The following is a 25,337-nucleotide window of genomic DNA, read 5'->3' on the forward strand; positions in this document are numbered from 1 at the left end:
GCCCCGGTCCGTCGACCGGGGCCGCCCCCTCGGCTTTCCCCTCCGTATCAGAACCCCGTGAATCCCCCCCCGGGTCCCCTCCCCGGGTTCTGATGACAGGTACGACACTCGGAACCCGGGGAGGGTTGCACGCGTTCTCAAGATTTTTTGAGCACGTGTTCCACGAACCGCTCCGCCGTCTCCGCCAGCACCTCCCGGCCGTCCCGGGCCCACAGCTGCTCGTTGAAGAGTTCGACCTCGATGGGGCCGGTGTAGCCGGCGGCCTCCACGTGGCCCCGCCACTCGCGCATGTCGATCGCGCCGTCGCCGATCTGGCCCCGGCCGTTGAGGACGCCCTCGGGCAGCGGAGTGATCCAGTCGGCGAGCTGGAAGGTGTGGATACGGCCCGCCGCGCCCGCGCGGGCGATCTGCGCCGGGGCCTGGTCGTCCCACCAGACGTGGTACGTGTCCACCGTCACACCGACCTGGTGCGCGGGGAAGCGCTCGGCCAGGTCCAGTGCCTGGGCCAGCGTCGACACCACGCAGCGGTCGGCGGCGTACATGGGGTGCAGGGGCTCGATGGCCAGGCGGACGCCGTGGTCCTCGGCGCAGGGCACGAGTTCGCCAAGGGCGTCCGCGATGCGTTCGCGGGCCGCCCGCAGGTCCTTGCTGCCAGGGGGCAGGCCGCCGGAGACCAGGACCAGGGTGTCCGTCCCGAGGGTCGCCGCCTCCTCGATCGCCCGCCGGTTGTCGTCCAGGGCACGGGAACGCTCCGCCGGGTCGGTCGCCGTGAAGAAGCCGCCCCGGCACAGGGTCGTCACCGTCAGGCCGGCGTCCCGGATCAGCTTCGCCGTCTCCGCGACGCCGTACTGCTGGACCGGCTCTCGCCACAGGCCCACCTGGCCGACACCGGACTGCACGCAGGCGTCCGCGAGTTCCGGCAACGACAGCTGCTTGACGGTCATCTGGTTGATGCTGAAGCGCGAGAGGTCTGTCATGGGGTCACCCCGTACAGCGACAGCAGGTTCTTCATGCGTTCCTCGGCGAGCTTGGGGTCGGGGAAGAGGCCGAGGCCGTCGGCGAGTTCGTAGGCGCGGGCCAGGTGCGGCAGGGAGCGCGCCGACTGCAGGCCGCCGACCATCGTGAAGTGGGACTGGTGGCCCGCGAGCCAGGCCAGGAGGACCACGCCCGTCTTGTAGAAGCGGGTCGGGGCCTGGAAGAGGTGGCGGGACAGTTCCACCGTGGGGTCGAGCAGTTCGCGGAAGCCGGCCCTGTCGCCCGTGTCCAGCACCCGTACCGCCTCGGCCGCCAGCGGGCCCAGCGGGTCGAAGATGCCGAGGAGGACGTGGCTGAAGCCCTGGTCGTCGCCCGCGATCAGCTCGGGGTAGTGGAAGTCGTCGCCGGTGTAGCAGCGGACCCCGCGAGGCAGCCGGCGGCGGAGGTCGATCTCCCTCTGCGCCTCCAGCAACGACACCTTGATGCCGTCCACCTTGTCCGGGTGCGCGGCGATGACCTCCAGGAACACCTCGGTCGCCGCGTCGAGGTCGGCCGACCCCCAGTAGCCGACCAGCGCCGGGTCGAACATCGGACCCAGCCAGTGCAGGATCACCGGCTCGGCGGACTGGCGCAGCAGATGGCCGTAGACCTCCAGGTAGTCCTCGGGGCCGTGAGCCGTGGCGGCCAGAGCGCGCGAGGCCATCAGGATCGGCTGGGCGCCCGACTCCTCGACGACCGCGAGCTGCTCCTCGTAGGCCGCGCGGATCTCCGCCAGGGAACCGCCCGTGAGCTGGTCGGTGCCTACCCCGCAGGCGATCCGGCCGCCGGCCGACCGTGCCTCGGCCGCGCTCCGGCGGATCAGCTCGGCCGCGCCCGCCCAGTCCAGGCCCATGCCGCGCTGGGCGGTGTCCATCGCCTCGGCGACACCGAGCCCGTGGGACCACAGGTGGCGGCGGAAGGCGAGGGTGGCGTCCCAGTCGACAGCGGCGGGCGAGTCGGGGGACGCGTCCGCGTACGGGTCGGCCACGACGTGCGCCGCCGAGAAGACCGTACGGGAGGTGAAGGGGGTGCCCGGCGAGCCGCGCAACGGCTCGGTGCGGGGTTCGTACGTCCGCAACGAACGGTCCGCCGAAGGAAGTCGGATGGTCACCGGGCGATCTCCGGTACGTCGATGCGGCGGCCCTCGGCGGAGGACTTCAGGCCCAGTTCGGCGAGTTGGACGCCACGGGCGCCGGCCAGCAGGTCCCAGTGGTACGGGGTGTCGGCGTAGACGTGCCTGAGGAACAGTTCCCACTGGGCCTTGAAGCCGTTGTCGAAGTCCCCGTTGTCCGGGACTTCCTGCCACTGCTCGCGGAAGACCTCGGTGGCCGGGACGTCCGGGTTCCAGACCGGCTTGGGGGTCGCCGACCTGTGCTGGACCCGGCACTTCCTGAGTCCCGCCACTGCCGAGCCCTCGGTGCCGTCGACCTGGAACTCGACCAGTTCGTCGCGGTTGACGCGCACGGCCCAGGAGGAGTTGATCTGGGCGATCGCGCCGCCCTCCAGCTCGAAGATGCCGTAGGCCGCGTCGTCCGCCGTCGCGTCGTAGGGCTTGCCCTGTTCGTCCCAGCGCTGCGGGATGTGGGTGACGGCGAGGGCCTGGACGGACTTCACGCGGCCGAACAGCTCGTGCAGGACGTATTCCCAGTGCGGGAACATGTCGACGACGATGCCACCGCCGTCCTCGGCGCGGTAGTTCCAGGAGGGGCGCTGGGCGGGCTGCCAGTCACCCTCGAACACCCAGTAGCCGAACTCGCCCCGGACGGAGAGGATCCGGCCGAAGAAGCCGCCGCCGATGAGCCGCTTCAGCTTCAGCAGGCCCGGCAGGAAGATCTTGTCCTGGACGACGCCGTGCTTGACGCCCTTGGCGTGGGCGAGGCGGGCCAGTTCGAGCGCGCCGTCCAGGCCGGTCGCCGTCGGCTTCTCGGTGTAGATGTGCTTTCCGGCGGCGATCGCCTTCTTGACGGCCTCCTCGCGGGCGGAGGTGACCTGGGAGTCGAAGTAGATGTCGACGCTGTCGTCCGCGAGGACCGCGTCCACGTCCGTCGACACGTGCTCCAGGCCGTGGCGGTCGGCGATCTCCCGCAGGGCGTGCTCGCGGCGGCCGAGCAGGATCGGCTCCGGCCACAGCACGGTGCCGTCGCCGAGGCCGAGGCCGCCCTGGTCGCGCAGGGCGAGGATCGACCGGACGAGGTGCTGGCGGTAGCCCATGCGCCCGGTCACGCCGTTCATGGCGATACGCACCGTCTTGCGTGTCACGTCTGTCCCCTCTGTCAACACTGGTAGCAAGCGCTTTCTATCCGGAGAAGCTAGCCTCTGGACAGTGGTCCCTACAAGACCGTGTCCCCTTCGAGTTGTTCGAGGGGGCGAACAACCGAGGGCCATGGCTTTATGGTCTGCTCGACGGATTCTCGGAACCAGCGGCAGGACCTGGCTGTCTACGAGGGCGTACGACACGATGCGCAACCGGAGGACGACGACATGACGGTGACCCTGGCGGATGTGGCGGCCCGCGCCCAGGTCTCACCCGCGACGGTGTCGCGCGTGCTGAACGGCAACTATCCGGTGGCCGCCTCCACGCGCGAGCGGGTGCTGCGGGCGGTGGACGAGCTGGACTACGTCCTCAACGGCCCGGCGAGCGCCCTCGCCGCGGCCACCTCCGACCTGGTCGGCATCCTCGTCAACGACATAGCCGACCCCTTCTTCGGAATCATGGCGAGCGCGATCCAGGCCGAGATCGGGGGCGTCGGCGGCGGCCGGGCGGGCGGTGAGCGGCTCGCGGTGGTCTGCAACACGGGCGGCTCACCGGAGCGTGAGCTGACGTACCTGACCCTGCTGCAGCGGCAGCGGGCGGCGGCCGTGGTGCTGACCGGCGGAGCCGTGGAGGACGCGCCGCACGCGGCCGCGGTCGCGGCGAAGCTGCGCAAGCTCGCCGAGGCCGGAACCCGGGTGGTGCTGTGCGGCCGGCCGCCGGCGCCCGACACCGGTGCCGTCGCGCTCACCTTCGACAACCGGGGCGGCGCGCGCCGGCTCACCGAGCACCTGCTCGGTCTGGGCCACCGCCGCCTCGGCTACATCGCAGGCCCCGAGGAGCGTACGACGACCCGGCACCGGCTGGAGGGCCACCGGGCGGCGCTGGCGGCGGCGCAGGTCGAGGAGGACCCTCGCTGGACGGTGCACGGCCGCTACGACCGGCAGTCCGGGTACGAGGCGACGCTGGAGCTGCTGCGCCGTGATCCGTCACTGACCGCCGTGGTCGCCGCGAACGACTCCGTCGCGCTGGGGGCGTGCGCGGCGCTGCGGGAGTCGGGCTTGCGGATCCCGGAGGACGTGTCGGTCGCCGGTTTCGACGATCTGCCGTTCAGCGTGGACGCGGTGCCCGCGCTGACGACCGTGCGGTTGCCGCTCGCGGAGGCCGGGGCGCGGGCCGGGCGTATCGCCATGGGGCGAGAGGAGCCGCCGCCGGGCGCCATCGCTGTGATCCGGGGGGAGCTGATGGTGCGGGGGTCTTCCGGGGTGCCCCGCGTCTGAGCGGCCGTAGGCGTTTCCCGCCCGCTCACCCGTTCACTGACCGCTGGGAAGTGAACGTCCCAGAACGGGCAGTGGTGCCTCGCCCCTCCTGCGGTCCCGGTACCAGCGCTTTCCGGTGTCGTAGGCCCGGCGGGCCCTGCGTACGGCGGAGATCTGCGTGGCGAGGTGGACCTGGTAGCGCCAGGGGGTCTGGTTGCCCTGGCGTACCGCCATGGCGTAGGAGAAGGAGACCGGGTCGCGGTCCAGGTAGTCGTCGAGCTGCTCGAACCAGGCCATGCTGGAGCGCGCTCCGGCCTGTACGCCGTGCATCTCGGCGCGGCGGTGCTGGTCGTACTCGCGCAGCGCCACCCGCGGATCCGGGAACTGGGAGAGGCTGTGGGCCAGTACGATCGCGTCGATCATCGCGAGCCTGGTTCCGGACCCGAGCGTGAAGTGGGTGGTGTGCGCGGCGTCGCCGGCCAGGACGACGTTGCCGTCGACCCACGTCCGGTTGCTGAGGTGCTGGAACCGCTGCCACTTCGCCGGTTCGCCGCGTGACCTGCTGATCAGGGAGTGACCGTCGAGCGCGCGGTGGAAGATCTTCTCCAGCAGCGGGACGGCGTCCTCGGGTTCGAGCCTGTCGAGGCCGAGGCCCTGCCAGGTCTGCGGAGAGCACTCCACGATGCAGGTGCTGATCCTCCCCTTGATCGAGGGGTAGGCGTGGAACCAGATCCAGCCCGCGGGGGTCTCCTCGAAGTCGAAGACGAAGCTCTCGAACTGCTGGTCCGTGCCGAGCCAGATGTAGGGGTTGCGGCCGGTCTCCACCTTCGTGCCGAAGCGCTCGGCGCGGCTCTGCCGGATGCGGCTGCCGGCGCCGTCGGCGGCCACGATCAGGTCGGCCTCGGGCAGGTCGGCGGGGTCGGCGAGCTTCTCGTGCCGGACGTCGACGCCGAGCGCCCGTGCGCGGCGGGTCAGGACGTCCAGCAGGGCCGCCCGGCCCATGCTGTAGCCGTAGCCGCCGAAGTACGCCGTGCCGTCGTGCCGGCTGCCGTGGACGCGGATCTCCTGGTCCTGCCAGAGCACGGAACCGGCGCTCACCGCCCGCGCGCTCTCGGGGTCGTTGTGGTGCAGGATGTCCAGCAGATCGTTCCAGTACACGACACCCCAGCCGTACGTCGCCTCCGGCGGGTCGCGCTCGATCACGGTGATCTCGTGACCGGCGTCCCGCAGCTTCGCGGAGATCGAGAAGTACAGCCCGGCCGGGCCTCCGCCCACGCAGACGATCCTCATCCGGTACCTCCATAGTCACGGCCACACCGGCACATCACTTCTGCCACGGCTTGCGGCATATGGATCCGGGTGCCCGTGGGGTCGGGCACCCGGATCCACCCTTGGTTTGTCAGGGGGTGTCGGTCAGTGCTGGTTGCTCAGCAGCCTCCCCAGCCGCCCCAGCCCCAGCCCCAGCCGCCGTCGCCCCAGCCCCAGCCGCCGCCCCAGCCCCAGCCCCAGCCCCAGCCGCCGCCGCCCCAGCCCCAGCCGCCGCCCCAGCCGCCGCCGCCCCAGCCCCAGCCGCCGCCGCCGTTGTTGTGGTACGTGGCGACATGTGCAGGAGCAGACGCGGGAGCAGAGGAGGTGGCAGCCTGGGCCGCTCCGGCTCCGGCCGCGATGGCCAGGATCGGCGCCGAGCAGACCGCGATGGCCACTCTCTTCATACGGTGTGCGCGCATGATCAAGCCCCTCTCCGGAGGGTGTAATGGATTGTCCGGCGGCCTCATGGGCCATCCGCATGTGCGCTCCAGAGCCTGCGCGTCGTCGCTCTGTGCGCCGCCCGTCGCCCGCGACAGGCGCTCCGACGGCGGGCCGTCACTTCCCGGATAAAACGGGCATAAGCGACGTTTCCCCTTCAACGTACGACGAGATTGCGACGCCGTCAAAAGCAGGACTCGGTACCGGGCTAAAGAACAGGCAAAAGAAGCGGACCCCGGTCCGGACAGTCAACACCCGTGCACCGCAAGTGATTTCGTACGCCGCCGAGCCGGGCTGTGGACGCGAACGGGCGGCGGCCCTAGGCTCTGGACGACGATATCTCTGACTGAGTCAAACATCCGGGGGGCGATCATGACCGTGCAGGACGTCCGCGCCTTCAACCGCTTCTACACGGGCGTCATCGGCGCCCTCGACTACGGCCGCCATCTCTACGCCCCGTACACCCTCACGGAATCCCGTGTGCTGTACGAACTCGCCCAGGTCCCGCACCTGGACGCGGTCGACCTGCGCACCCTGCTCGACCTCGACGCCGGGTATCTGAGCCGGATCCTGAACAGGTTCGAGGACGCCGGGCTGATCGAGCGCTGGCCCTCGCAGCGCGATCCGCGCCGGCGGCGGGTACGGCTCACCGAACGGGGGCGCGAGGCCGCCGCCCTGCTCGACGAGCGGGCCCGGGAGACGGTCGGGACCATGCTCCTCGCCGTGGCCCCGGCCGACCGGCCACGGCTGGCGGAGGCCATGCGGACCATCCGGGACATCCTCGGCGAGGACGGGGCCCCGTCCGGCGAGGCCGTGCTGCGCGAGCCCCGCCCCGGCGACCTCGGCTGGATCGTGCAGCGCAACGCGGCCCTGTACGCGGCCGAGTACGGCTGGAACGCCGACTACGAGGGGCTGGTCGCCCGGATCGTCGCCGACTTCGCCGAGGACCACGACCCGCACCTGGAGCGGGTGTGGATCGCCGAACAGGCGGGGCGCCCGGTGGGCTGTGTGATGTGCGTACGGGACGACGCGCCCGGTACCGCCCGGCTGCGGCTGCTGCTCGTCGAGCCGGAGACGCGCGGGCACGGCATCGGCGACCGGCTGGTGCGGGCCGTGATCGACTTCGCGCGCGGGGTCGGCTACCGCGACCTGGTGCTGTGGACCAACGACGTACTCGGCGGCGCCCGCCGGATATACCAGCGGCACGGGTTCGTCCTCGTCGCGGAGAAACCGCACCGCTCCTTCGGCAAGGATCTCGTGGGCCAGGACTGGCGACTGGATCTGCACGAATCGGACGAATGACGGGTCACGCACCGGGCGGATGACGAGTAGTGTCCGGCCCATGAAGCTGGCGTTCTCCACTCTCGGTGTCCCCGGCCTGCCCGTCCCTGAGGTCCTGGCGCTCGCGACCGCGCACGGCTACCACGGCGTCGAACTGCGCGCCCACCCGGAGGAGCCGGTCCATCCCGGCCTCTCCCCCGCCGAACGCGCCACAACGGCGAACCTGTTCAAGGAGGCCGGGGTCGAGGTGCTGGGCCTCGGCGGGTACGCGCGGGTCGCCGCGCCCGGTGACGACGCACCCGTACTGGCGGAGATCCGGGACCTCCTCCACCTCGCCCACGACCTCGGCGCGCCCTACGTCCGGGTCTTCCCCGGCGCCGACCCCGACCGCCCCCTGGAGGAGTCCGACGCCCTGGCCGCCCGGCGGCTCGGCACCGCCGCGGAGGACGCCGCCGCGCTGGGGGTGCGGATCCTGCTGGAGACGCATGACTCGCATCGCACCGGCGCCGACGCGATCCGGGTGCTGGGCCCGGTCGGACACCGGCAGGTGGGTGCGCTGTGGGACGTCATGCACACCTGGCTGGGCGGCGAGCAGCCCGCCGACACGTACGCGGCGCTCGCTCCGCATCTGGGGTACGTGCAGGTCAAGGACATCGTGTCGGCGCAGGACACCAGGCCGCTGCCGCTCGGGGCGGGCGTGCTTCCGCTCACCGAGTGCGTGGATGTGCTGTGCCGACGCGGGTGGGACGGGTGGTTGTGCTGGGAGTACGAGAAGCGGTGGTACGAGGCCGCCGCCCCGCTTCCGGGGCTGCTCGGTGCCGGGCGGGAGCACTTGCTGCGCTTGCTGGGCGAGGCCGCCTAGCACGGGGCACCGGCCCCCGCTAATTCGCTCGCCGGTGCCGCGGGGCCCGGTTAGCCTCCCCCGGTGATTCAGGGCTCGCTCATCGACGTACGGCCGCTTCGTGCCTCGCCCCTCTTCCGGCGACTGCTGGTCGGGCGGACCGTTTCCACGCTCGGTGGGTTCATGACCATGGTGACGGTCATGTACCAGGTGTGGGACATGACCCGCAGCACGGCGTGGACCGGTGCCGTCGGGCTCGCGCAGGCGCTGCCGCTGGTGGTGTTCGGGCTGTTCGCGGGCGCCCGGGTGGACCGGGCGGACCGGCGGCGGATCTACCTGACGGCGACCGTGGGCCAGGCGGCCTGTTCGGTGCTGCTGGCCGTGCAGGGCTTCACCGGGCATGTCCCGGTCGCGGCCGTCCTCGCGCTGGTCGCCGCCCAGTCGGCGTTCGGTGCACTCGGCGCCCCGGCGGCCGGGGTCTTCGTGCCGCGTCTGCTGCCGAAGGACCAGGTGGCCGCCGGTCTGGCCCTGAACCAGATCACCGGCCAGTCGATGATGCTGCTCGGACCGGCGCTGGCCGGTGTGCTGCTGGGCTGGCTGGGCATCGGCACCTGCTACCTGCTGGACGCCCTCAGCTTCGGCGTCGCCTTCTACGGCGCCTTCGGGCTGCCCGCGCTGCCGCCGCAGGGCGAGCCGTCGCGGGCGGGTGTGCACGGGGTGCTGGACGGGCTGCGGTTCCTGGGCGGGCACCCGGTGGTGCGGGGCGCGCTGATCACCGACCTCGCCGCGACCGTGCTGTCCTTCCCGGTGAGCCTGTTCCCGCTGGTCAACGCCGAGCGGTTCGGCAACGACCCGCGCACGCTCGGCCTGTTCCTGTCGGCCCTGGCGGTGGGCGGCGTCACGGCCACCGCGCTGTCGGGCGCGATGACCCGGCTCGGCCGGCCGGGTCCGGTCATGCTGGGCGCGGCGGCCGTCTGGGGTGCCGCGCTGGTGCTCTTCGGACTGACGACCAGCCCCTGGCTGGGCCTCGTCCTGCTCGCCGTCGCGGGCGCCGGGGACGCCACCTCCGTCGTCTCCCGGTCCACGATCGTGCAGACCCGCACCCCGGACGCGCTGCTCGGCCGGGTCACGGCGGCCGAGCAGATCGTCGGCCAGGCGGGACCCAGCCTCGGCAACGTGCGCGGCGGTCTGGTCGCCGGCTGGACCGGCGGCGCGACCTCACTGATCACCGGCGGCCTGCTGTGTCTGCTGGCCGTGGGCGCGGTCGCCGCGACGACACCGGAGCTGCGGGACCGGGCACCGGTGCCGCCCGACGGGGCCGCCGAGGTGCCGGAGGTGCCATGAGCGGGGCGCCGCCGGCCGGGCCGTACGCCTGAGCCGCTCGACTCCTCCGGCTGATGCGCGAGTTCGCAGAGTTTCATCTGCTGCTCAGAGCCGTCTCGCGCAGCCCACCGGCCTGGCCCCGCCCAACTGGACGTACAGCGCCGTCGATGCCGGGCAGTTCCGGCGGGCCGGCGCCGCCTCGCTGATCCGGTACTGCGGCCGGTGTGCGCCGGAGCCGTCGCACGGTGTCTCGCGGACCTGGCCCTTGCCGGAGTCGTACACGCAGTCGCCGGGGATCGTGCGGGGGCCGCCCCCGCCCCCGGGGTCGCCGGGGTGCGGGGGCTCCAGGTTGCGCATGCAGGCGTAGCCCTGGGGGATCGCGCCGTCGCCGTCCTCGTCGGCGGCCGCGGACTGGGCGCTGATGTGCAGCACGAAGTCGGTCGTCGCCGGGCACAGGGGGCCGTCGGTGGCCGCGCCGTCGTAGCGGGCGACGACCCTGGCCGCCGCCCGCTCGCTCGCGCAGGGCACCTCGGTGAAGCTGGTCGTGCCGAAGGAGCTGCACTCGCCGACCCCGAGGAACTCGGCGCCGTAGCCGCCGGTCGTGGCCGGGGTGGGCCGGGCGTCGCCGACGGGGGTGCCCGCCGTACCCCGGCAGCCGGTCAGCAGGGCGGCCGGCAGCAGGCAGGCCAGGCACACGGCCGTCACGGCACCTTTCCCACGCATGGCAACCCCCCTGGCACCCCGGTCCAGCGTGGCCCCTGGGGCGCGGCCACGCCAGACATGTGGGAGGGTTTCCCCCCGTTGGGGGTATTGCGCCCGTTGTGTGGCGTACGGCTAGTACGTCAGCCCGTGCCCGATCGGGTACAGCACCTGCGTGGGGTCGTCGGCCCGCTGCACCGGCACCGGCAGCCTGCCCCGCGGGGCCACGTGTCCGGCGATCACCTTCGCGGCGGCGCGCACTTCGACGTCCGTCCAGCCGTAGGACGTCAGGCAGGCCTTGACGGACGGGAACTGGGCCACGTCGTAGGGGTTGCGGACGGCGAGGGCCGCCAGGGGCTTGCCCGTGGACAGGAGCTGTTGCACCAGCGTGCGTTGTGCGTTGCCCGCCGTCACGTTGTAGGTCGCGACGACCACCGCGTCCGCGTCCTGGGCGGCCTTGACCGCCTGGGCGATGGCCGCGGCGGATGGTGCGGTGCCGGTGGACAGGGCGGTGGCGGTGAAGCCCAGCCCGGTGAGGGCGGCGGCCAGTACGCCGGTGGGCGGGCCGTCGGTGCCGGAGGGGGAGGCCGGGTCGGCGCCGACGACCAGGAGGCGGGGCTCGGTGTGCGGGGAGAAGGGGAGGGTGTGGTCCTCGTTGACCAGGAGGGTCGTGGTGCGTTCGGCGATCCGGTCGGCGGCGGCCAGGTGCGCCTCGGTCCCCACCGTGCGGTCGACGCCGCCGGGACGGCCGCCGCGCGTGTCGTCGAAGAGGCCGAGCCGGGCCTTCAGGCGCAGGATGCGCAGGATCGATTCGTCGAGGCGGGCCTCGGTCAGCTCGCCGTCCTGGACGGCCTTCAGCACGGCGTTCCAGGCCACGTCGAGGGACGGCGGGTTGAGCAGCTGGTCCACGCCGGCCTTCAGCGCGAGCACCGGCACCCGGTCGTCGCCGTACTTGGTGCGGACGCCCTCCATACCGAGGGAGTCGGTGATCACGACCCCGTCGTAGCCGAGTTCGCCGCGCAGGATGCCGGAGAGGATCGGGTGGGAGAGGGTGGCCGGGTCGCCGGAGTCGTCCAGCGCCGGGAACTGGATGTGCGCGGTCATGATGCAGTCGATGCCCGCGGCGACCGCGGCCCGGAAGGGGACGGCGTCCAGCTTCTCCCACAGCTCCCGGCTGTGCGTGATGACCGGGAAGCCGGTGTGGCTGTCGGTGGCGGTGTCGCCGTGCCCGGGGAAGTGCTTGGCGGTCGCCGCCACCCGGGAGGCCTGATAGCCCTTCACCTCGGCGGCCACCAGCGCGGCGACCGCGTCCGGGTCGGCGCCGAAGGACCGTACGCCGATGACCGGGTTGGCCGGGTTGACGTTGACGTCGGCGTCCGGGGAGTAGTCCTGGTTGACGCCCATCGCGCGCAGCTCGGCGCCGGAGATCCGGCCGAGGGTGTGCGCGTCGGCGCGGGAGCCGGCCGCGCCGAGGGCCATGGCGCCGGGGAAGAGGGTGGCGGGCTTGCCGACCCGGCACACCGCGCCGTGCTCCTGGTCGGTGGCGATGAGCACGGGCAGGCCGCGCGGCTGGTCCAGGGAGGCCTTCTGGATGCCGTCGGAGAGGCCGGCGATCTGGTGCGGGTTGCGGGTGTTGTGGGCCCAGGTGAAGTAGATGATCCCGCCGACGCGGTACCTGGCGATCAGCTCGGCGGCCGTGCGGACGCCGATCTCCTTGAGGTTGGCGTCGATGTCGGCCTGGTCGGGGGCGGTGGCGGAGTGGCCGTAGACCCGCATCACGAAGAGCTGGCCGACCTTCTCCTGAAGCGTCATCCGGGAGATCAGGGCACGCAGCCGGCGGTCGTCGCCGGGCGTGGCGGCGCGGGCGGCCGTCGGTACGGTCAGCGCGGCGGTGAGGCCCGCGGTCGCGGCGAGGACGGCGCGTCTGGAGGGTCTTGCGATGCTTCCGGTGCGTCCTGTGCTTCTCGTGCTGGTGTCGTCGCTTCCCGTGCTGGTGTCGGGCACGTGCGCTCCTTCCAGAGGAGAACCGCTGAAGGAAACTTCCGAGGAGTCACCAATATCCAGGAAGTTTCTTTCCGTCAAGGGACTGCACAGTACCCGCCGATGGGGCCGCCACCGGCGCAGGAGAGGGGGCGCGCCGGTGACGGCGGGCGGCCGGCCGTGCCGCGGCGAAGAGGGTGGGTCGGCGCTCGCGGCCAGTCGCGAGGGGCCGACACCACGGCACGGAGGACTCGTCCGGCAACCCGCGCGTTGGACGAGCCGGGCACGCGCCGGGTTCCCCCGGCCCGGCCGCGCGTCCACCTCCTGGACGGCCATGACCGGAGTGCGGACGAACGAGCCATCATGCGGCCATGCCCGCAGTCGACATCCCCGGTTCCAAGTCCATCACCGCCCGCGCCCTGTTCCTCGCGGCCGCCGCCGACGGCGTCAGCACGCTCCTGCGGCCGCTGCGCTCCGACGACACCGAGGGCTTCGCCGAGGGCCTGGCCCGGCTCGGCTACCGGGTGGGCCGTACTCCGGACGCCTGGCAGGTGGACGGCCGCCCACAGGGGCCGGGGCTCGCCGAGGCCTGCGTCCACTGCCGTGACGGCGCCACGACCGCCCGCTTCCTGCCCGTTCTGGCCGCCGCCGGGCACGGCACCTACCGCTTCGACGCCTCCCCGCAGATGCGCCGCCGCCCCCTCGGCCCGCTCACCCGCGCCCTGCGCGACCTCGGCGTCGACCTGCGGCACGAGGAGGCCGACGGCCACCATCCGCTCACCGTCCGGGCGGCCGGTGTCGAGGGCGGCGAGGTCGTGCTGGACGCAGGCCAGTCCTCCCAGTACCTGACCGCGCTGCTCCTGCTGGGCCCGCTCACCCGCACCGGCCTCAGAATCCGGGTGACCGACCTGGTCTCGGCGCCGTACGTGGAGATCACGCTCGCGATGATGCGCGCCTTCGGCGTGGCGGTCGTCCGGGACGGCGAGGTGTACGACGTCCCGGCCGGCGGATACCGGGCCACCACCTACGCCGTCGAACCCGACGCCTCCACCGCGAGCTACTTCTTCGCCGCGGCCGCCGTCACACCCGGCCGCGAGGTGACCGTGCCCGGCCTCGGCGCCGGCGCGCTCCAGGGCGACCTGCGTTTCGTGGAGGTGCTGCGCCGGATGGGCGCCGAGGTGGAGCTCGCGGCGGACCGGACGACCGTACGCGGCACGGGAGTTCTGCGCGGGCTCACCGTGAACATGCGGGACATCTCCGACACCATGCCGACGCTGGCGGCGATCGCGCCGTTCGCCTCCGGCCCGGTGCGCATCGAGGACGTGGCCAACACCCGGGTGAAGGAGTGCGACCGGCTTCAGGCCTGCGCGGACAATCTGCGCGGTCTCGGCGTGCCGGTGGCGACCGGCCCCGACTGGATCGAGATCCGGCCGGGCACGCCCGCCCCCGGCACCGGGATCAGGACCTTCGGCGACCACCGCATCGTGATGTCCTTCGCGGTGACCGGCCTGCGCACCCCCGGCCTGTCGTACGACGATCCCGGCTGCGTCCGCAAGACGTTCCCGGGGTTCCACGAGGCGTTCGCGCGGCTCCCGGAAGCGAGCTGACCGGGCCGGCCGTCAGCAGAAGATCCACCCCGAGCTGACCGACCCCCGGGACCCCACCGCGCCCTTGACCCACACGCAGCGGTGGCCGGCGTAGACCGTCACCGGCCCCGCGTGGTGCCGGTAGCTGCCCGTGTCCACGACCGGGCGGGTGCCGCGGGCCTGGACGCTGACGGACATCGTCTGGGCGGGGCCCGGGTGCCGGGCGACGGTGACGGCACAGACGTACCCGTCGCGCTTGTAGACGTGGGTGACCCCACTGCTGAACGGCAGGGTCCGTACCTCGTGCCCGGCGCAGCCGCCGGCCGTGCTCGCCTGGGCGGTGCCGGACGTCACGAGCGCCAGCACCCCGCTCGCGGCCAGCATGGCCGTACCGAGCGCCAGACGCCTGCGTATCCCACTACTGTCCACTGTCGTCCTCCCCGTACCACGGTCGCACTCCCCCAGTAGCCGTACTGATGTACGGACGCACGACGTATGCCGGATGGTTGCACGGCCGTCAGCGACACGCGCCGACGGGGGGGGTGGGCGGGGTCGCCTCAGCGGGACGCGGTGACCGGCTCCTCCGGTTCGGGGCGGCCGACGAAGGTGCGCCACAGTTCGGCGTACCGGCCGTCGCGGGCGAGGAGTTCGTCGTGGGTGCCGTCCTCCGCGACCCGGCCGCGGTCCATCACCACCACCCGGTCCGCGCGGGCCGCCGTGGTGAGGCGGTGGGCCACAATCAGGGTGGTGCGCGCGTAAGCGCTCGTCGAGGGGTGGTGGTCGGGCGACGGGTGGGCCGTACGGCGGCCCGCCAGGCGGTCGGTGGCCTGGTTGACCTGGGCCTCGGTGGCCAGGTCCAGGGCGGCCGTGGCCTCGTCGAGGAGCAGGACGTCGGGGTCGACGAGTTCGGCGCGGGCGAGCGCGATCAGCTGGCGCTGGCCGGCCGAGAGGTTGCGCCCGCGCTCGGCGACCTCGTGCAGATAGCCGCCCTCCAGCGTGGCGATCATCTCGTGCGCGCCGACCGCCCGCGCCGCCGCCTCCACCTCGGCGTCGGTGGCGTCGGGGCGGCCGTAGGCGATGGCGTCCCGGACGGTGCCCGGGAAGAGGTACGCCTCCTGCGGGACGACCCCGAGGCGGTGCCGGTACGAGGCCAGGTCCAACGCACGCAGATCCGTGCCGTCGACCGTGACCCGGCCCGCGGTGGGGTCGTAGAACCGCGCCACCAGCTTGACCAGGGTCGACTTGCCGGCGCCCGTCTCGCCGACGAAGGCCACCGTCTGTCCGGCCGGGATCGTCAACTCGATGCCGGTGAGCGCCTCTTCGTCGTCACCGTAGGCGAAGTGCACGTCCTCGAAGGCGATCTCGCCCCGCAGGGACGGCACTTCGCGGGGTTCGTCCGCCGGCTTCGTGGACGTCGGCTCGCGCAGCAGCTCCTGGATGCGGCCCAGGGAGACGGTGGCCTGCTGATAGCCGTCGAAGACCTGGGACAGCTGCTGGACCGGCGCGAAGAACAGGTCGATGTAGAGCAGGTAGGCGACCAGGGCGCCGGTCGTCAGGGTGGCGGCCTCCACCCGGCCCGCGCCCGCGATCAGCACCGAGGCCGCCGCGACGGACGACAGGAGCTGCACGAACGGGAAGTAGATCGATATCAGCCACTGGCCGCGGATGCGGGCGCGCCGGTAGCTGTCGCTGCGCTCGGCGAACCGCCGCCCGCCGTCCCGCTCGCGCCGGAAGGCCTGCACGATCCGCAGCCCGGCGACCGACTCCTGCAGGTCGGCATTGACCACCGAGACGCGTTCCCGGGCGAGTTCGTACGCCTTCACGCTGGCCCGGCGGAAGAAGAAGGTCGCGACGATCAGCGGGGGCAGGGTGGCGAAGACGACGAGCGCGAGCTGGAGGTCGATCACCAGCAGGACGCCCATGATGCCGAAGAAGGTGACGACCGAGACGAACGCCGTGACCAGACCCGTCTGGAGGAAGGTGGACAGGGCGTCGACGTCCGTGGTCATCCTGGTCATGATCCGGCCGGTCAGCTCGCGCTCGTAGTAGTCGAGACCGAGCCGCTGGAGCTGGGCGAAGATCTTCAGCCGCAGCGTGTAGAGCACCCGCTCGCCGGTACGGCCCGTCATCCGGGTCTCGCCGATCTGCGCGACCCACTGGACGAGGACGGTGACCAGGCCCAGCAGGGACGCCGCCCAGACCGCGCCGAGGGCCATCTTCGTCACACCCGCGTCGATGCCGTGCCGGATCAGCACCGGCAGCAGCAGGCCCGCGCCCGCGTCCACGGCGACCAGCAGCAGGCTGAGCAGCAGGGGCAGGCCGAAGCCGCGCAGCAGGCGGCGCAGGCCGTAGGAGTCCTCCGGGAGGATCGCCCGGGCCTCGTCGATGCCGGGGGTGTCGGTGGCCGGCGGCAGCGCCTCCACCAGGGCGAGGAGTTCCGGGGTGGCGGGGGTGCCGGACAGCGCCTGGTCCTTCGGTTCGCGGTCGCCGGTCCACAGCCTGGGGGTCACGCCCCGCTCGGCGTCGAACTCGGCGTCCAGCTCCTCGCGGACGGAGGTGTCCTCGCGCGGTACGGCGGGCTCGACCCGGCCCGGGGAGACCCCGCCCAGCTCGTCCGGGTCGGTGAGCAGCCGGCGGTAGAGGGCCGAGCGTTGCTGGAGTTCCTCGTGCGTGCCGAGGTCCGCGAGCCGGCCGCCGTCGAGGACGGCGATGCGGTCGGCAAGGTTGAGGGTGGAGCGGCGGTGCGCGACGAGCAGGGTCGTACGGCCCTCCATGACGTGCTTGAGGGCCTCGTGGATCTCGTGTTCCACGCGGGCGTCGACGGCGGAGGTGGCGTCGTCGAGGACGAGGAGCCGCGGGTCGGTGAGCAGGGCGCGGGCGAGTGCGACGCGCTGGCGCTGGCCGCCGGAGAGGGTCAGGCCCTGCTCGCCGACCTTGGTGTCGTAGCCCTCGGGGAGCTCGGCGATGAAACGGTCCGCCTGGGCGGCGCGGGCGGCGGCCTCGATGTCCTCCTGGGTGGCGTCCGGGCGGCCGTAGGCGATGTTGCTGCGCACGGTGTCGGAGAAGAGGAAGGAGTCCTCGGGGACGAGCCCGATCGCGGCCCGCAAGCTGTCCAGGGTGAGCTCGCGGACGTCGTGGCCGCCGATCAGGACCGCGCCGTGGGTGACGTCGTAGAAGCGCGGCAGCAGCAGGGAGAGGGTGGACTTGCCGGAGCCGGAGGAGCCGACGACGGCCAGTGTCTCGCCGGGCCGGATCTCGAAGGTCAGCCCGTCGAGGACCTTGGCCCCGCTGCCGTACCCGAAGGACACGTCGTCGAACTCGACGGTCGCGGGCGCGTCGGCCGGGAGGGTCTTGGTGCCCTCCCGGAGCGTCGGCTCGGTGTCGATCAGCTCCAGGACGCGCTCGGTGCCGGCGCGGGCCTGCTGGCCGACGGTGAGGACCATCGCGAGCATGCGGACCGGGCCGACCAACTGGGCCAGGTAGGTGGAGAAGGCGACGAAGGTGCCGAGCGTGATGTGCCCGCGCACGGCCAGCCAGCCGCCGAGGGCCAGCATGGCGACCTGACCGAGGGCGGGGACGGCCTGGAGGGCCGGGGTGTACTTGCTGTTCAGCCGGATCGTGCGCAGCCGCCCCGCGAACAGCTTGCGCCCGACCTCCCTGAGCTTGCCGGTCTCCTGCTCCTCCTGCCCGAAGCCCTTCACCACGCGGACACCGCTGACGGCGCCGTCGACCACGCCCGCGACGGCGGCGGCCTGCGCCTGGGCGTACCAGGTGGCGGGGTGCAGCTTGCTGCGGCTGCGCTTGGCTATCCAGCCGAGCGCGGGCGCGACGGCGAGGGCGACCAGGGTCAGGGGCAGCGACAGCCACGCCATGATCACCAGGGACATCAGGAAGAGCAGGACGTTCCCGATCGTCATCGGGAGCATGAAGAGCAGGCCCTGGATCAGCTGGAGGTCGCTGGTGGCCCGGCCGACGACCTGCCCCGTGGACAGCTCGTCCTGACGGCGGCCGTCGAGGCGGGTGATCGTGCCGTACATGTCGGTCCGCAGGTCGTGCTGGACGTCGAGGGCGAGGCGGCCGCCGTAGTAGCGGCGGATGTAGGTGAGGACGTAGACGAGGAGGGCCGCGCCGATCAGGGCACCGGCCCAGGGGGCCATGGAGCGGGTGTGGTTCCCGATCACGTCGTCGATGATCACCTTGGTGATCAGCGGGACGACGGCCATGACGGCCATGCCGCCCAGGGAGGAGCCGAGGGCGAGGACGACGTCTTTCGGATACCGCCAGGCGTATGCCGCCAGGCGTCGTGTCCATCCCCGTTGCGCTGCCACGCGGGTGCCTTCCTGTTGTCCTGGTCTACCGGAAGGCACCAACGCGGATGGGGGCCGATTTCATCCCCCTGCAACAAACCGGGGGCGGGTTCGGAGGCGTACTCGCGGGTGTCAGGCGCGTACCCGCAGGTGATAGAACCTCGTCGTCTGGGCCGGGTTCTGGTTGTCGTCGCTCACCAGGAGGACCTTCAGGCGGCCCTGGTGATCACGGCCGGTGATCGTCATGCCCTCGATGTTGTCCAGCAGGGGATTCGGCTGGGGCTGCTTGGCCGTGGCGCCGAGGGAGGGACAGGCGGCGATGTCGGTCAGCAGGGTCTTCTTGATCAGGCGGACGGACGGCTGTCCCGTCAGGTTCTCGGTGTCGCTGGTGTCGGTCGCGTGGCGGAGGTCGGCCAGGTATAGGCGGACGGTGTTGCCGACGCCGGAGGTGAAGCCGCGCTCCAGGACGAGGAGGCGGCCGTCGGGCGTGGCCTGGACCTCCGGGACGCCGAGGCCGGCGTCGGTGCGGTAGGCGTACTGGGCGGAGAGGCGGAAGGGGCCGCCCTTCGTGCGCTGCCAGGTCTGGAAGCGGACGATCCCCGTCGAGTCGCCCGAGATCGCGTCCTCCATGGAGGCCAGCAGGGTGTGGCCGCCGGGCAGCAGGGTCAGGCCCTCGAAGGTCTGGTTGGCGGTGGCGCGGCCGGCCGGGACGACGAGGAGGGGGGAGGGGACCGGGAGCCGGTCGAGGATCCTGCCGTCGGCGGAGTAGCGGCGGATGGACGGCTCGGTCTCGGAGGTGATGAGGCGGGTGCCGTCGCCGTCGATGACCAGTCCCTCGGAGTCGAGGTCGGCGCCCTTCTCGTCGGCGAGGTGGACGGCGGACCTCGGCTGGAGCGTCCGTGGGTCCAGGGTGAACAGGGAGGAGCGGTCCTCCAGCGCGGCCAGCGAGCCGTCCCGGTCCACCGCGAGGGCGGAGAAGTTGCCGACGAAGGTGCCGTCGTACGTCGTCTTGTCGAGCGCGTCGGAGAAGCGGTCGATGGAGACGGACGGCGAACAGGCGTTGCCGCTCGCGGAGTCGGTGGCGCTCGCGGGCCCGGCGGCGGTCAGGGCGGTGGCCGCCGCCAGGCCGGCGGTCAGGGTGGCGAGTACGGTTCTCAGGCGCATGCCGGTCACCGTAGGACGGGCGGGTGTCCTGCGGGAGACCGTCCCGTGAACCGGCTCGCGATCCGTCCCGTGAACCGGCTCGAGCACCGGCTCACGAACCGGCTTGTGCGGGGCCGGCTCTGCGTCAGCCCTGCGGGGGCACGGCGACGAACGCCTCGCTGGGCCGGCTGGTCGGGGTGTAGACCGCCGTGCCGGAGGTGGTCGGCACGATGTCCTTGTGGATGGCCTTGGCGACGTTCTGGATGGTGGTGACGCCGTAGTCCATGGTGCTGTTGTCCTGGGTCAGCACCGAGATCATGTAGTCGTGGCCGGCGCCGTTGAAGGTGCCGAGGCTGTGCACCCGCCAGCCGTGCGTCGCGCGCTGCAGCCAGCCGTTCTTGACGTGCACGGAGACGGTGGACGGCGCGCCCGCCGGGGTGCCCCAGCGCTGCGCGGAGATGACCTCGCCCATCAGTTTCAGGATGTAGGCGCGGGAGTTGTCGCTCAGCACGCTGTTCCTGGCGGTGACGAGCTTGAGCAGCTTCTGCTCGTCGGTGACGTTCTCCTGGGTCAGGCCCCAGTAGCCGTTCGCACCCGGCACGGTCTTCGTCATCCCGGCGGCGGCGAGGAAGCCCTTGATCTTGGTGAGGCCGAGCTGCTTCCACAGCGCGGTCGTCGCGTCGTTGTCCGACTTGGTGATCATGGCCTTGGTGAGCGAGACCTCGCGGTCGGTCAGATAGCGGTTGTGCTTCTTGGCGTCCCACAGCAGCGTGGCGAGCACGGTGACCTTGACGGTGCTGGCCGAGTCGTAGGAGCTGGTGGCGCGCAGGGTGCAGGTGGTGCTCGTGCTGCGGTCGTACAGGCCGAGCGCCACGGTGCTCCTGCGGTTGGCCAGGGCGGCCGTGATGTCCTTCTGCAGCTTGGCGGCGAGGCCCGCCTTGGCGGACGTACAGCTGACGGAGGGCGTGGCCGCGGCGGCCGGGGCGGCAGCGGCCACGGTGGGTATGAGCAGCGCGGCGCCGAGGGCGGCGGCGAGCGCGCCGGTACGCCTTGAGGTCCGGGGATTCATACCCCGTTGACGCACGGAACCGGCCGAATGGTTGTACACCTGTTCCGGCGGGAGGAGTTCGGGAGGTCCGGCACGTGGCAATGATTCGCTCATGCCGGAACAGAAGAAGGGCCAACTCAGCCAGGCGGGGCGGTTGTTCGCGGCACTGGCGGTTCTCCGCCTGGCCGCCGGGAAGGACACCAGACTGCGCACACCGGAGGAGCGGCCCACGGGGGACCACCCACAAGGCCGCCTGAACGACGTGAAACGGGACTTGTACGAGCTCCTGACGACGGCGCGCGACAAGGGTGGCGAGCCGTGGGAAGCGGCAGCCGAGGCATTCCGGTCGGTACCGGGCTTCCTGGAGGGGGGAAACGTGCCTCACGGCAACCTGAACGACCCGGGGTTCGCCGCGTTCAAGGCGGGCTACGACGCCCAGATCGCAGAATTCCGGGACAAGTTCCCCAAGCTGCTCACCTGACTCTCACCACCCCACAGCTTCCCCCCAGGTGCAGCACAGCCCGCACCCATCGCCGCTCTGCATGGTGCACTGGTGACATCTGCCACCGATCCCCTCTCCCACACGACGACCACGACCCCGGCCCCCCCGGCACCGGACGCCGCACCGCCGGAGCGCGCACCCCGCTGGTCGCTGCCCGTGCTGCTCGCGATCCTGCTTCTGGCGGCCGTGCTCTACACCTGGAACCTCTCCGGGTCGAGCCTCAACACCTTCTACAGCGGTGCCGTCTGGGCCGGTACGAAGAGCTGGAAGGCCTGGTTCTTCGGGTCGCTGGACCCCGGCAACTTCCTCACCGTCGACAAACCGCCGTTCGCACTCATGGTCATGGGCCTGTCGTGCCGCCTCTTCGGCTTCGGCACCTGGCAGATGATGGCGCCGCTGATCGTGGTGGCGCTGGCCACGATCTGGATCCTGCACACGTCCGTGAAGCGGGTGTGGGGTCATGGCGCGGCGGCCGTGGCCGCCCTGGTGCTGGCCCTGACCCCGATCACCGTCGCCATCAACCGCGACAACAACCCCGACACGCTGCTGGTGTTCCTCATGGTCTCGGGCGCCGCCCTCGCACTGCGCGCCACCCGTGACGACAGACTGCTGCCTCTGCTCGGCTCGGCGGCCTGCTTCGGTCTCGCCTTCAACACCAAGCTGCTCGCGGGCTACATCGCGCTGCCGGCCGTCTTCGTGGTCTACCTCTACGCGTCGCGGGCCCCGTGGCTGAGGCGGGTCGTCAACCTGCTGCTCTCGGCGGTCGTCCTGGCCGTCTCCAGCTTCTGGTGGGCGCTGGCCGTCTCCCTGGTCCCGGCCGCCGACCGGCCGTACATCGGCGGTTCGACGGACGGCACCGCCTGGGACCTGATCATGGGCTACGACGGCCTCGGCCGCGTCTTCGGCGGCGAGGGCAACGGCGGAGGCGGCGGGGGCGGGGGCGGCGCGAGTTTCTCCGGCACCTCCGGCCTCGGCCGGATGTTCAACGACATCCTCGGCGGGCAGATCTCGTGGCTGCTGCCTTTCTCGGCGATCGCGCTGATCGGCGGCCTGGTGCTGTGCGGGAGTGCCCCGCGCACCGACCTGAAGCGGATGGCGCTGGTCCTCTGGGGCGGCTGGACCCTGCTGCACTACCTGATCTTCGCCACGGCCCAGGGCACCATGCACCCCTACTACACGACCGCACTCGCCCCGGGCATCGCGGCGCTGTGCGGCGGCGGTGGCGTGATGCTGCTGAACGCGTTCCGCGCCGACAAGCGCTGGGCCTGGGCGCTGCCGCTCGCTTTCGCCGTCACCGGCATCTGGGCGATCGTCCTGCTGCGCCGGGCCTCCGGCTGGAACACCTGGCTGTGGCCGGCGGTGGGGCTGCTGACGGTGGCCGGGATCGTGGGCATGCTCGTCTCCCGCGGCGGCAGTTCCCGCACTGGCGGCTCTCACACCGGCAACTCTCGCACCGGCGGCAGGGCCCAGTTGCTGGCCGCGTCCGTCGTCGCGGCGGTGGTCGCGGCGGTGGCCGGCCCGGCGGCGTACGCCTGGTCGGTGCCGTCGGGTTCCGGTGGCGGCATGGGCGGTACGAACCCCACGGCGGGGCCTTCGACCGGCGGCGGCTTCGGTGGCGGGCCTGGCGGGGGCCGGGGCGGCTTCCCCGGCGGCACCCGGCAGGGCGACGGGAACACCGAGGCCGGCGGGATGCCGAGCGGTGCGAACGGCGAGCTGCCCGGGGGCGGGCAGATGGCGCCGGGCGGCGGGAACGGGGAACTGCCGAGCGGTGGCACCACCGGCGAGAACGGCGGGCTCCCAGGATCCGGCCAGGCACCCGGCGGCGCCGGCCAAGCGGGCGGCTTCCCCGGCGGCACCGGAGAGGCCGACGGCACAGGCGGCTCGGGCACGGACCGACGCGGCGGCTTCGGCGGCGGCCCCGGGGGTGGGATGGGGGGCGAGACGAGCAGCGAGCTGATCGCCTACCTGAAGAAGCACCAGGACGGCGCCATCTGGCTGCTGGCCGTGTCCAACTCCCAGTCCGCCGCACAGCTGGAGCTGACCGCCAAGGAGCCCGTCATCTCCATGTGGGGCTTCACCGGCAGCGACAACGCCATGACCGTCGCCAAGCTGAAGGAACTGGTGAAGAAGGGCGAGCTGCACTACATCCAGCTGGGCGGCGGCATGATGGGCGGCGGACCCGGCGGCGGGGGCAACACCGTCAGCTCGGCGGTCACTTCCTGGGTGCAGAAGCACGGGACGAAGGTGAAGGAGAGCGCGTACAGCAAGAGTTCGGCCTCCTCCACCAACCAGTCCACGATCTACCGTCTGGACCCGTCGGACGTGAGCTGAGAAAGACGGACCACACAGCGCGCCAAGAGCCACCCGGCACCCTTGGCGCGCTGTCGCGTCGACGCGATCTGGGACCGGGCTTCCCACAGACCGGGGGGACGGTCCGGCTGTCAGTCGGCGAGCGCGGCGTTGACGAGGGCCTTGATGTACGGGGGGTCATTGCCGTTCCCGGTCGGGTTCAGGGAGTACACCAGGCGATGTCCGAGGTCGCGGGTGGCGAAGAACCCGTTGTCCCAGCCGGGGCGGGACCCGGTCTTGCCCCACGCGTACGCACCATTCGGGAGCTGGTAACGCAGAAGTCCGCCGATGCTGTAACAGGCCGACGAGCCAGAGGAGTTGGTGTTGTCGGTGCCGTTCGTCGCGGCCGGCACCTCGAATACCAGCTTCTGCTGGGCGGTCGGGAGAAGGCGGCCCCGGAACAGCGCGGTCATGAAGCGGTCCAGATCGGCGGCGGGGGCATGCTCGTGGCGAAGACGGACACCGACGACCGCCCATACGAGATGCCACCGCGCCCCTCATCACGGTACGCACCCAACCCAACGGCCACTTGCTCACTCCGTGGCGAACAGTTCCGTCGCGTCGGCGGCGTGTACGGCACGCTGGGCCCAGGTCTCCAGCTGGGCCAGGTCCGTGCAGGCTTCCACTCGCGCGCGGACGGTGTCGGGCACGAAGACGCGGCGCCATTCCAGGATGTGCAGGATCATCTCCCGGCGATCCTCGATGCGGCCCTCTTCCCGGCCTTGCTCCAGCCCTTGCTCCAGACCTTGTTCCCTGCCTTCCTCGCGTACCTGTTCGGCCAGCGGGTGTCGCCAGAAGTACTGGATCGCCGTCATCAAATCCCTCCACATCTGCTTCGCCTGGGGGTCGGCCAGGCAGGAGTCGACGAACTGCACGAAGACTGCGGCACTGTCGGGGTCGATGGTCCGCAGGGCGGCGGCCAGGGATTCCAGTATGGCCTCAGCCTGCGGTCCACGCCCGTGTGTCATGGCCGAGAGCACCGCAAGGGGGACGTCCTTCTCGGCCTGCCGCTCGTCCGCAATCACCGGCACGTTGTCCGGACCCAGCACCAGCGGACGTACCGTCAGCGACTCCCAGCCCGGGAAGCCGAGCCGGATCGGGCGCGAGGCCCACCGCGCTGTCGTACTGCTCTGGGTGATGACGATGAGCACCGGCTCGCAGCGGTACTTCTCGTACAGGTAGGAGAGGTAGTACGGCCAGCTGCCCCGCTTGCGCTCGTCCACCTTCCCCTGCGACTCCACCACCAGCAGATACGTGCCCTCGTCCGTCTCCGCCCTGAGCAGCGTGTCCACGCGGCGCTCGACCGGTTCGACCTCGGTCAGGTCCACATTCAGTGCCGCGATCTCCCTCGGTTCGGGGAACGGCACGTGCAGGACCCTCTGTAACGCCTTCGTCAGCAGTGTCGGATCCTTCTGGAAGATCCGGTGCAACGCCTCATGCGACGAGCCGACCATCAGCTCTCCTTTCCATCGCGGTGATCAACGAGCTACGCCGCCGCAAGTTCGCACCACACGAATTTCCCCCGGTCCCCGAACCTGGCCGACGGCTGCCACCCCCAGTACTCCGCGCACGCCTTCACCAGCCCCAGCCCCCGCCCCTGCTCCCACTCCAGCTCCGCCACCTGCTCCAGCGGACGCGGCGGGTCCGGCGGCGCCGGGTCGGTGTCCCACGCCCCGATCCACACGGTGCCCTCCGGGGTTCGGCGGACCCTGAGCGCGGCCGGCCCCTTGGTGTGCCGTACGGCGTTCGACACCAGCTCCGCCGCCAGCAGCTCCGCCGTGTCCACCAGGCCGATCAGACCGTGCAGGGTCAGGATCAGGCGCAGGGTGCGGCGGCAGACGGTCACGGCTCTGAGGTCGTTGGGGATGTAGAGCGTGTAGTCCCAGGTTTCGTTTTCGGGCATGCGGCATCGACTCCAGTCGGTGAGTGGGAGGTTCGCGCGCGGTGGCCTGCCGCAGCCGTCATGACTGACGGTACGGTGCGCTTCCGCTGCGTGTGCGCTACGTCA

21 protein-coding genes are annotated in these 25,337 nt (G+C 71.9%); 7 read left to right on the top strand and 14 right to left on the bottom strand.

All coding sequences use genetic code 11. The features are described from left to right. Positions 1-137: 137 nt before the first annotated feature. Genes ACWGJ5_RS26955 through ACWGJ5_RS26965 form a run of 3 tightly spaced genes read right to left on the bottom strand, consistent with a single transcriptional unit; the run spans position 138 to position 3,273 of the window. Positions 138-977, bottom strand: a complete 840-nt coding sequence (locus ACWGJ5_RS26955) for a sugar phosphate isomerase/epimerase family protein (protein ID WP_453312249.1) — start codon at positions 975-977, stop codon at positions 138-140. Then, the gene (locus ACWGJ5_RS26960; protein WP_453312250.1) at positions 974-2,125 is read right to left on the bottom strand and encodes a dihydrodipicolinate synthase family protein; all 1,152 of its coding nucleotides are present in this window, start codon (positions 2,123-2,125) and stop codon (positions 974-976) included. The genes ACWGJ5_RS26955 and ACWGJ5_RS26960 overlap by 4 nt, the downstream gene beginning before the upstream one ends. Continuing rightward, a complete protein-coding gene (locus ACWGJ5_RS26965) occupies positions 2,122-3,273 on the bottom strand; it encodes a Gfo/Idh/MocA family protein (protein WP_453312251.1) in 1,152 nt (383 codons plus the stop codon). Before ACWGJ5_RS26965 ends, ACWGJ5_RS26960 begins: the two co-directional genes overlap by 4 nt. A gap of 222 nt (positions 3,274-3,495) precedes the next feature. On the opposite strand from ACWGJ5_RS26965, the gene ACWGJ5_RS26970 reads away from it, so the two are divergent. Next, positions 3,496-4,545: a LacI family DNA-binding transcriptional regulator gene (locus ACWGJ5_RS26970; RefSeq protein WP_453312252.1), complete on the top strand. Its 1,050-nt coding sequence runs from the start codon at positions 3,496-3,498 to the stop codon at positions 4,543-4,545. Positions 4,546-4,578: 33 nt separating this feature from the next. On the opposite strand, the gene ACWGJ5_RS26975 is transcribed toward ACWGJ5_RS26970, so the two are convergent. Next, positions 4,579-5,814: an FAD-dependent monooxygenase gene (locus tag ACWGJ5_RS26975; protein WP_453312253.1), complete on the bottom strand. Its 1,236-nt coding sequence runs from the start codon at positions 5,812-5,814 to the stop codon at positions 4,579-4,581. A 137-nt stretch (positions 5,815-5,951) separates the two neighbouring features. Then, positions 5,952-6,251 (bottom strand): hypothetical protein, encoded by a 300-nt coding sequence (locus ACWGJ5_RS26980; protein WP_453312254.1) that lies wholly within the window; start codon positions 6,249-6,251, stop codon positions 5,952-5,954. A gap of 391 nt (positions 6,252-6,642) precedes the next feature. On the opposite strand from ACWGJ5_RS26980, the gene ACWGJ5_RS26985 reads away from it, so the two are divergent. From ACWGJ5_RS26985 to ACWGJ5_RS26995, 3 genes are all read left to right on the top strand, one after another. Continuing rightward, the gene (locus ACWGJ5_RS26985; RefSeq protein WP_453312255.1) at positions 6,643-7,572 is read left to right on the top strand and encodes a bifunctional helix-turn-helix transcriptional regulator/GNAT family N-acetyltransferase; all 930 of its coding nucleotides are present in this window, start codon (positions 6,643-6,645) and stop codon (positions 7,570-7,572) included. A gap of 40 nt (positions 7,573-7,612) precedes the next feature. Further along, positions 7,613-8,413 carry a sugar phosphate isomerase/epimerase family protein gene (locus ACWGJ5_RS26990; RefSeq protein WP_453312256.1) on the top strand — a complete coding sequence of 267 codons (801 nt, stop codon included), beginning with the start codon at positions 7,613-7,615 and terminating at the stop codon, positions 8,411-8,413. Between the two features lie 63 nt (positions 8,414-8,476). Further along, positions 8,477-9,736, top strand: a complete 1,260-nt coding sequence (locus tag ACWGJ5_RS26995) for an MFS transporter (protein WP_453312257.1) — start codon at positions 8,477-8,479, stop codon at positions 9,734-9,736. A gap of 84 nt (positions 9,737-9,820) precedes the next feature. Here ACWGJ5_RS26995 and ACWGJ5_RS27000 read toward each other — a convergent pair whose 3' ends face one another. Continuing rightward, on the bottom strand, positions 9,821-10,438 hold the full coding sequence (locus ACWGJ5_RS27000; protein WP_453312258.1) for a hypothetical protein: 618 nt from the start codon (positions 10,436-10,438) through the stop codon (positions 9,821-9,823). A 111-nt stretch (positions 10,439-10,549) separates the two neighbouring features. After that, positions 10,550-12,418, bottom strand: coding sequence for a glycoside hydrolase family 3 protein (locus ACWGJ5_RS27005; protein WP_453312259.1), 1,869 nt, complete (start codon positions 12,416-12,418; stop codon positions 10,550-10,552). Positions 12,419-12,765: 347 nt separating this feature from the next. Here ACWGJ5_RS27005 and aroA point away from each other — a divergent pair, with 347 nt between their 5' ends. After that, positions 12,766-14,001 carry a 3-phosphoshikimate 1-carboxyvinyltransferase gene (gene aroA, locus ACWGJ5_RS27010; RefSeq protein ID WP_453312260.1) on the top strand — a complete coding sequence of 412 codons (1,236 nt, stop codon included), beginning with the start codon at positions 12,766-12,768 and terminating at the stop codon, positions 13,999-14,001. 12 nt (positions 14,002-14,013) lie between these two features. Here the strand turns inward: aroA and ACWGJ5_RS27015 are convergent, their stop codons facing one another. From ACWGJ5_RS27015 to ACWGJ5_RS27030, 4 genes are all read right to left on the bottom strand, one after another. Continuing rightward, on the bottom strand, positions 14,014-14,409 hold the full coding sequence (locus tag ACWGJ5_RS27015) for a hypothetical protein (RefSeq protein ID WP_453312261.1): 396 nt from the start codon (positions 14,407-14,409) through the stop codon (positions 14,014-14,016). Positions 14,410-14,537: 128 nt separating this feature from the next. Beyond that, complete coding sequence (locus tag ACWGJ5_RS27020; protein ID WP_453312262.1) at positions 14,538-18,308, bottom strand: ABC transporter ATP-binding protein; 3,771 nt, start codon at positions 18,306-18,308, stop codon at positions 14,538-14,540. Positions 18,309-18,419: 111 nt separating this feature from the next. Further along, positions 18,420-19,451: an esterase-like activity of phytase family protein gene (locus ACWGJ5_RS27025; RefSeq protein ID WP_453312263.1), complete on the bottom strand. Its 1,032-nt coding sequence runs from the start codon at positions 19,449-19,451 to the stop codon at positions 18,420-18,422. Positions 19,452-19,575: 124 nt separating this feature from the next. Further along, entirely contained in the window at positions 19,576-20,499 is a 924-nt protein-coding gene (locus ACWGJ5_RS27030; RefSeq protein WP_453312264.1) for a serine hydrolase, read from the bottom strand. Positions 20,500-20,590: 91 nt separating this feature from the next. Between ACWGJ5_RS27030 and ACWGJ5_RS27035 the strand changes: the two genes are divergently transcribed. Both ACWGJ5_RS27035 and ACWGJ5_RS27040 read left to right on the top strand, forming a co-directional pair. After that, positions 20,591-20,959, top strand: a complete 369-nt coding sequence (locus tag ACWGJ5_RS27035; protein WP_453312265.1) for a hypothetical protein — start codon at positions 20,591-20,593, stop codon at positions 20,957-20,959. A 72-nt stretch (positions 20,960-21,031) separates the two neighbouring features. After that, on the top strand, positions 21,032-23,311 hold the full coding sequence (locus tag ACWGJ5_RS27040) for an ArnT family glycosyltransferase (protein WP_453312266.1): 2,280 nt from the start codon (positions 21,032-21,034) through the stop codon (positions 23,309-23,311). A gap of 110 nt (positions 23,312-23,421) precedes the next feature. On the opposite strand, the gene ACWGJ5_RS27045 is transcribed toward ACWGJ5_RS27040, so the two are convergent. From ACWGJ5_RS27045 to ACWGJ5_RS27055, 3 genes are all read right to left on the bottom strand, one after another. Continuing rightward, complete coding sequence (locus tag ACWGJ5_RS27045) at positions 23,422-23,742, bottom strand: hypothetical protein (RefSeq protein ID WP_453312267.1); 321 nt, start codon at positions 23,740-23,742, stop codon at positions 23,422-23,424. Positions 23,743-23,862: 120 nt separating this feature from the next. Continuing rightward, on the bottom strand, positions 23,863-24,783 hold the full coding sequence (locus ACWGJ5_RS27050) for a hypothetical protein (RefSeq protein WP_453312268.1): 921 nt from the start codon (positions 24,781-24,783) through the stop codon (positions 23,863-23,865). 32 nt (positions 24,784-24,815) lie between these two features. Further along, entirely contained in the window at positions 24,816-25,232 is a 417-nt protein-coding gene (locus ACWGJ5_RS27055; RefSeq protein WP_453312269.1) for an ATP-binding protein, read from the bottom strand. Positions 25,233-25,337 lie beyond the last annotated feature (105 nt).

The organism is Streptomyces sp. NPDC054783, from assembly GCF_053611725.1.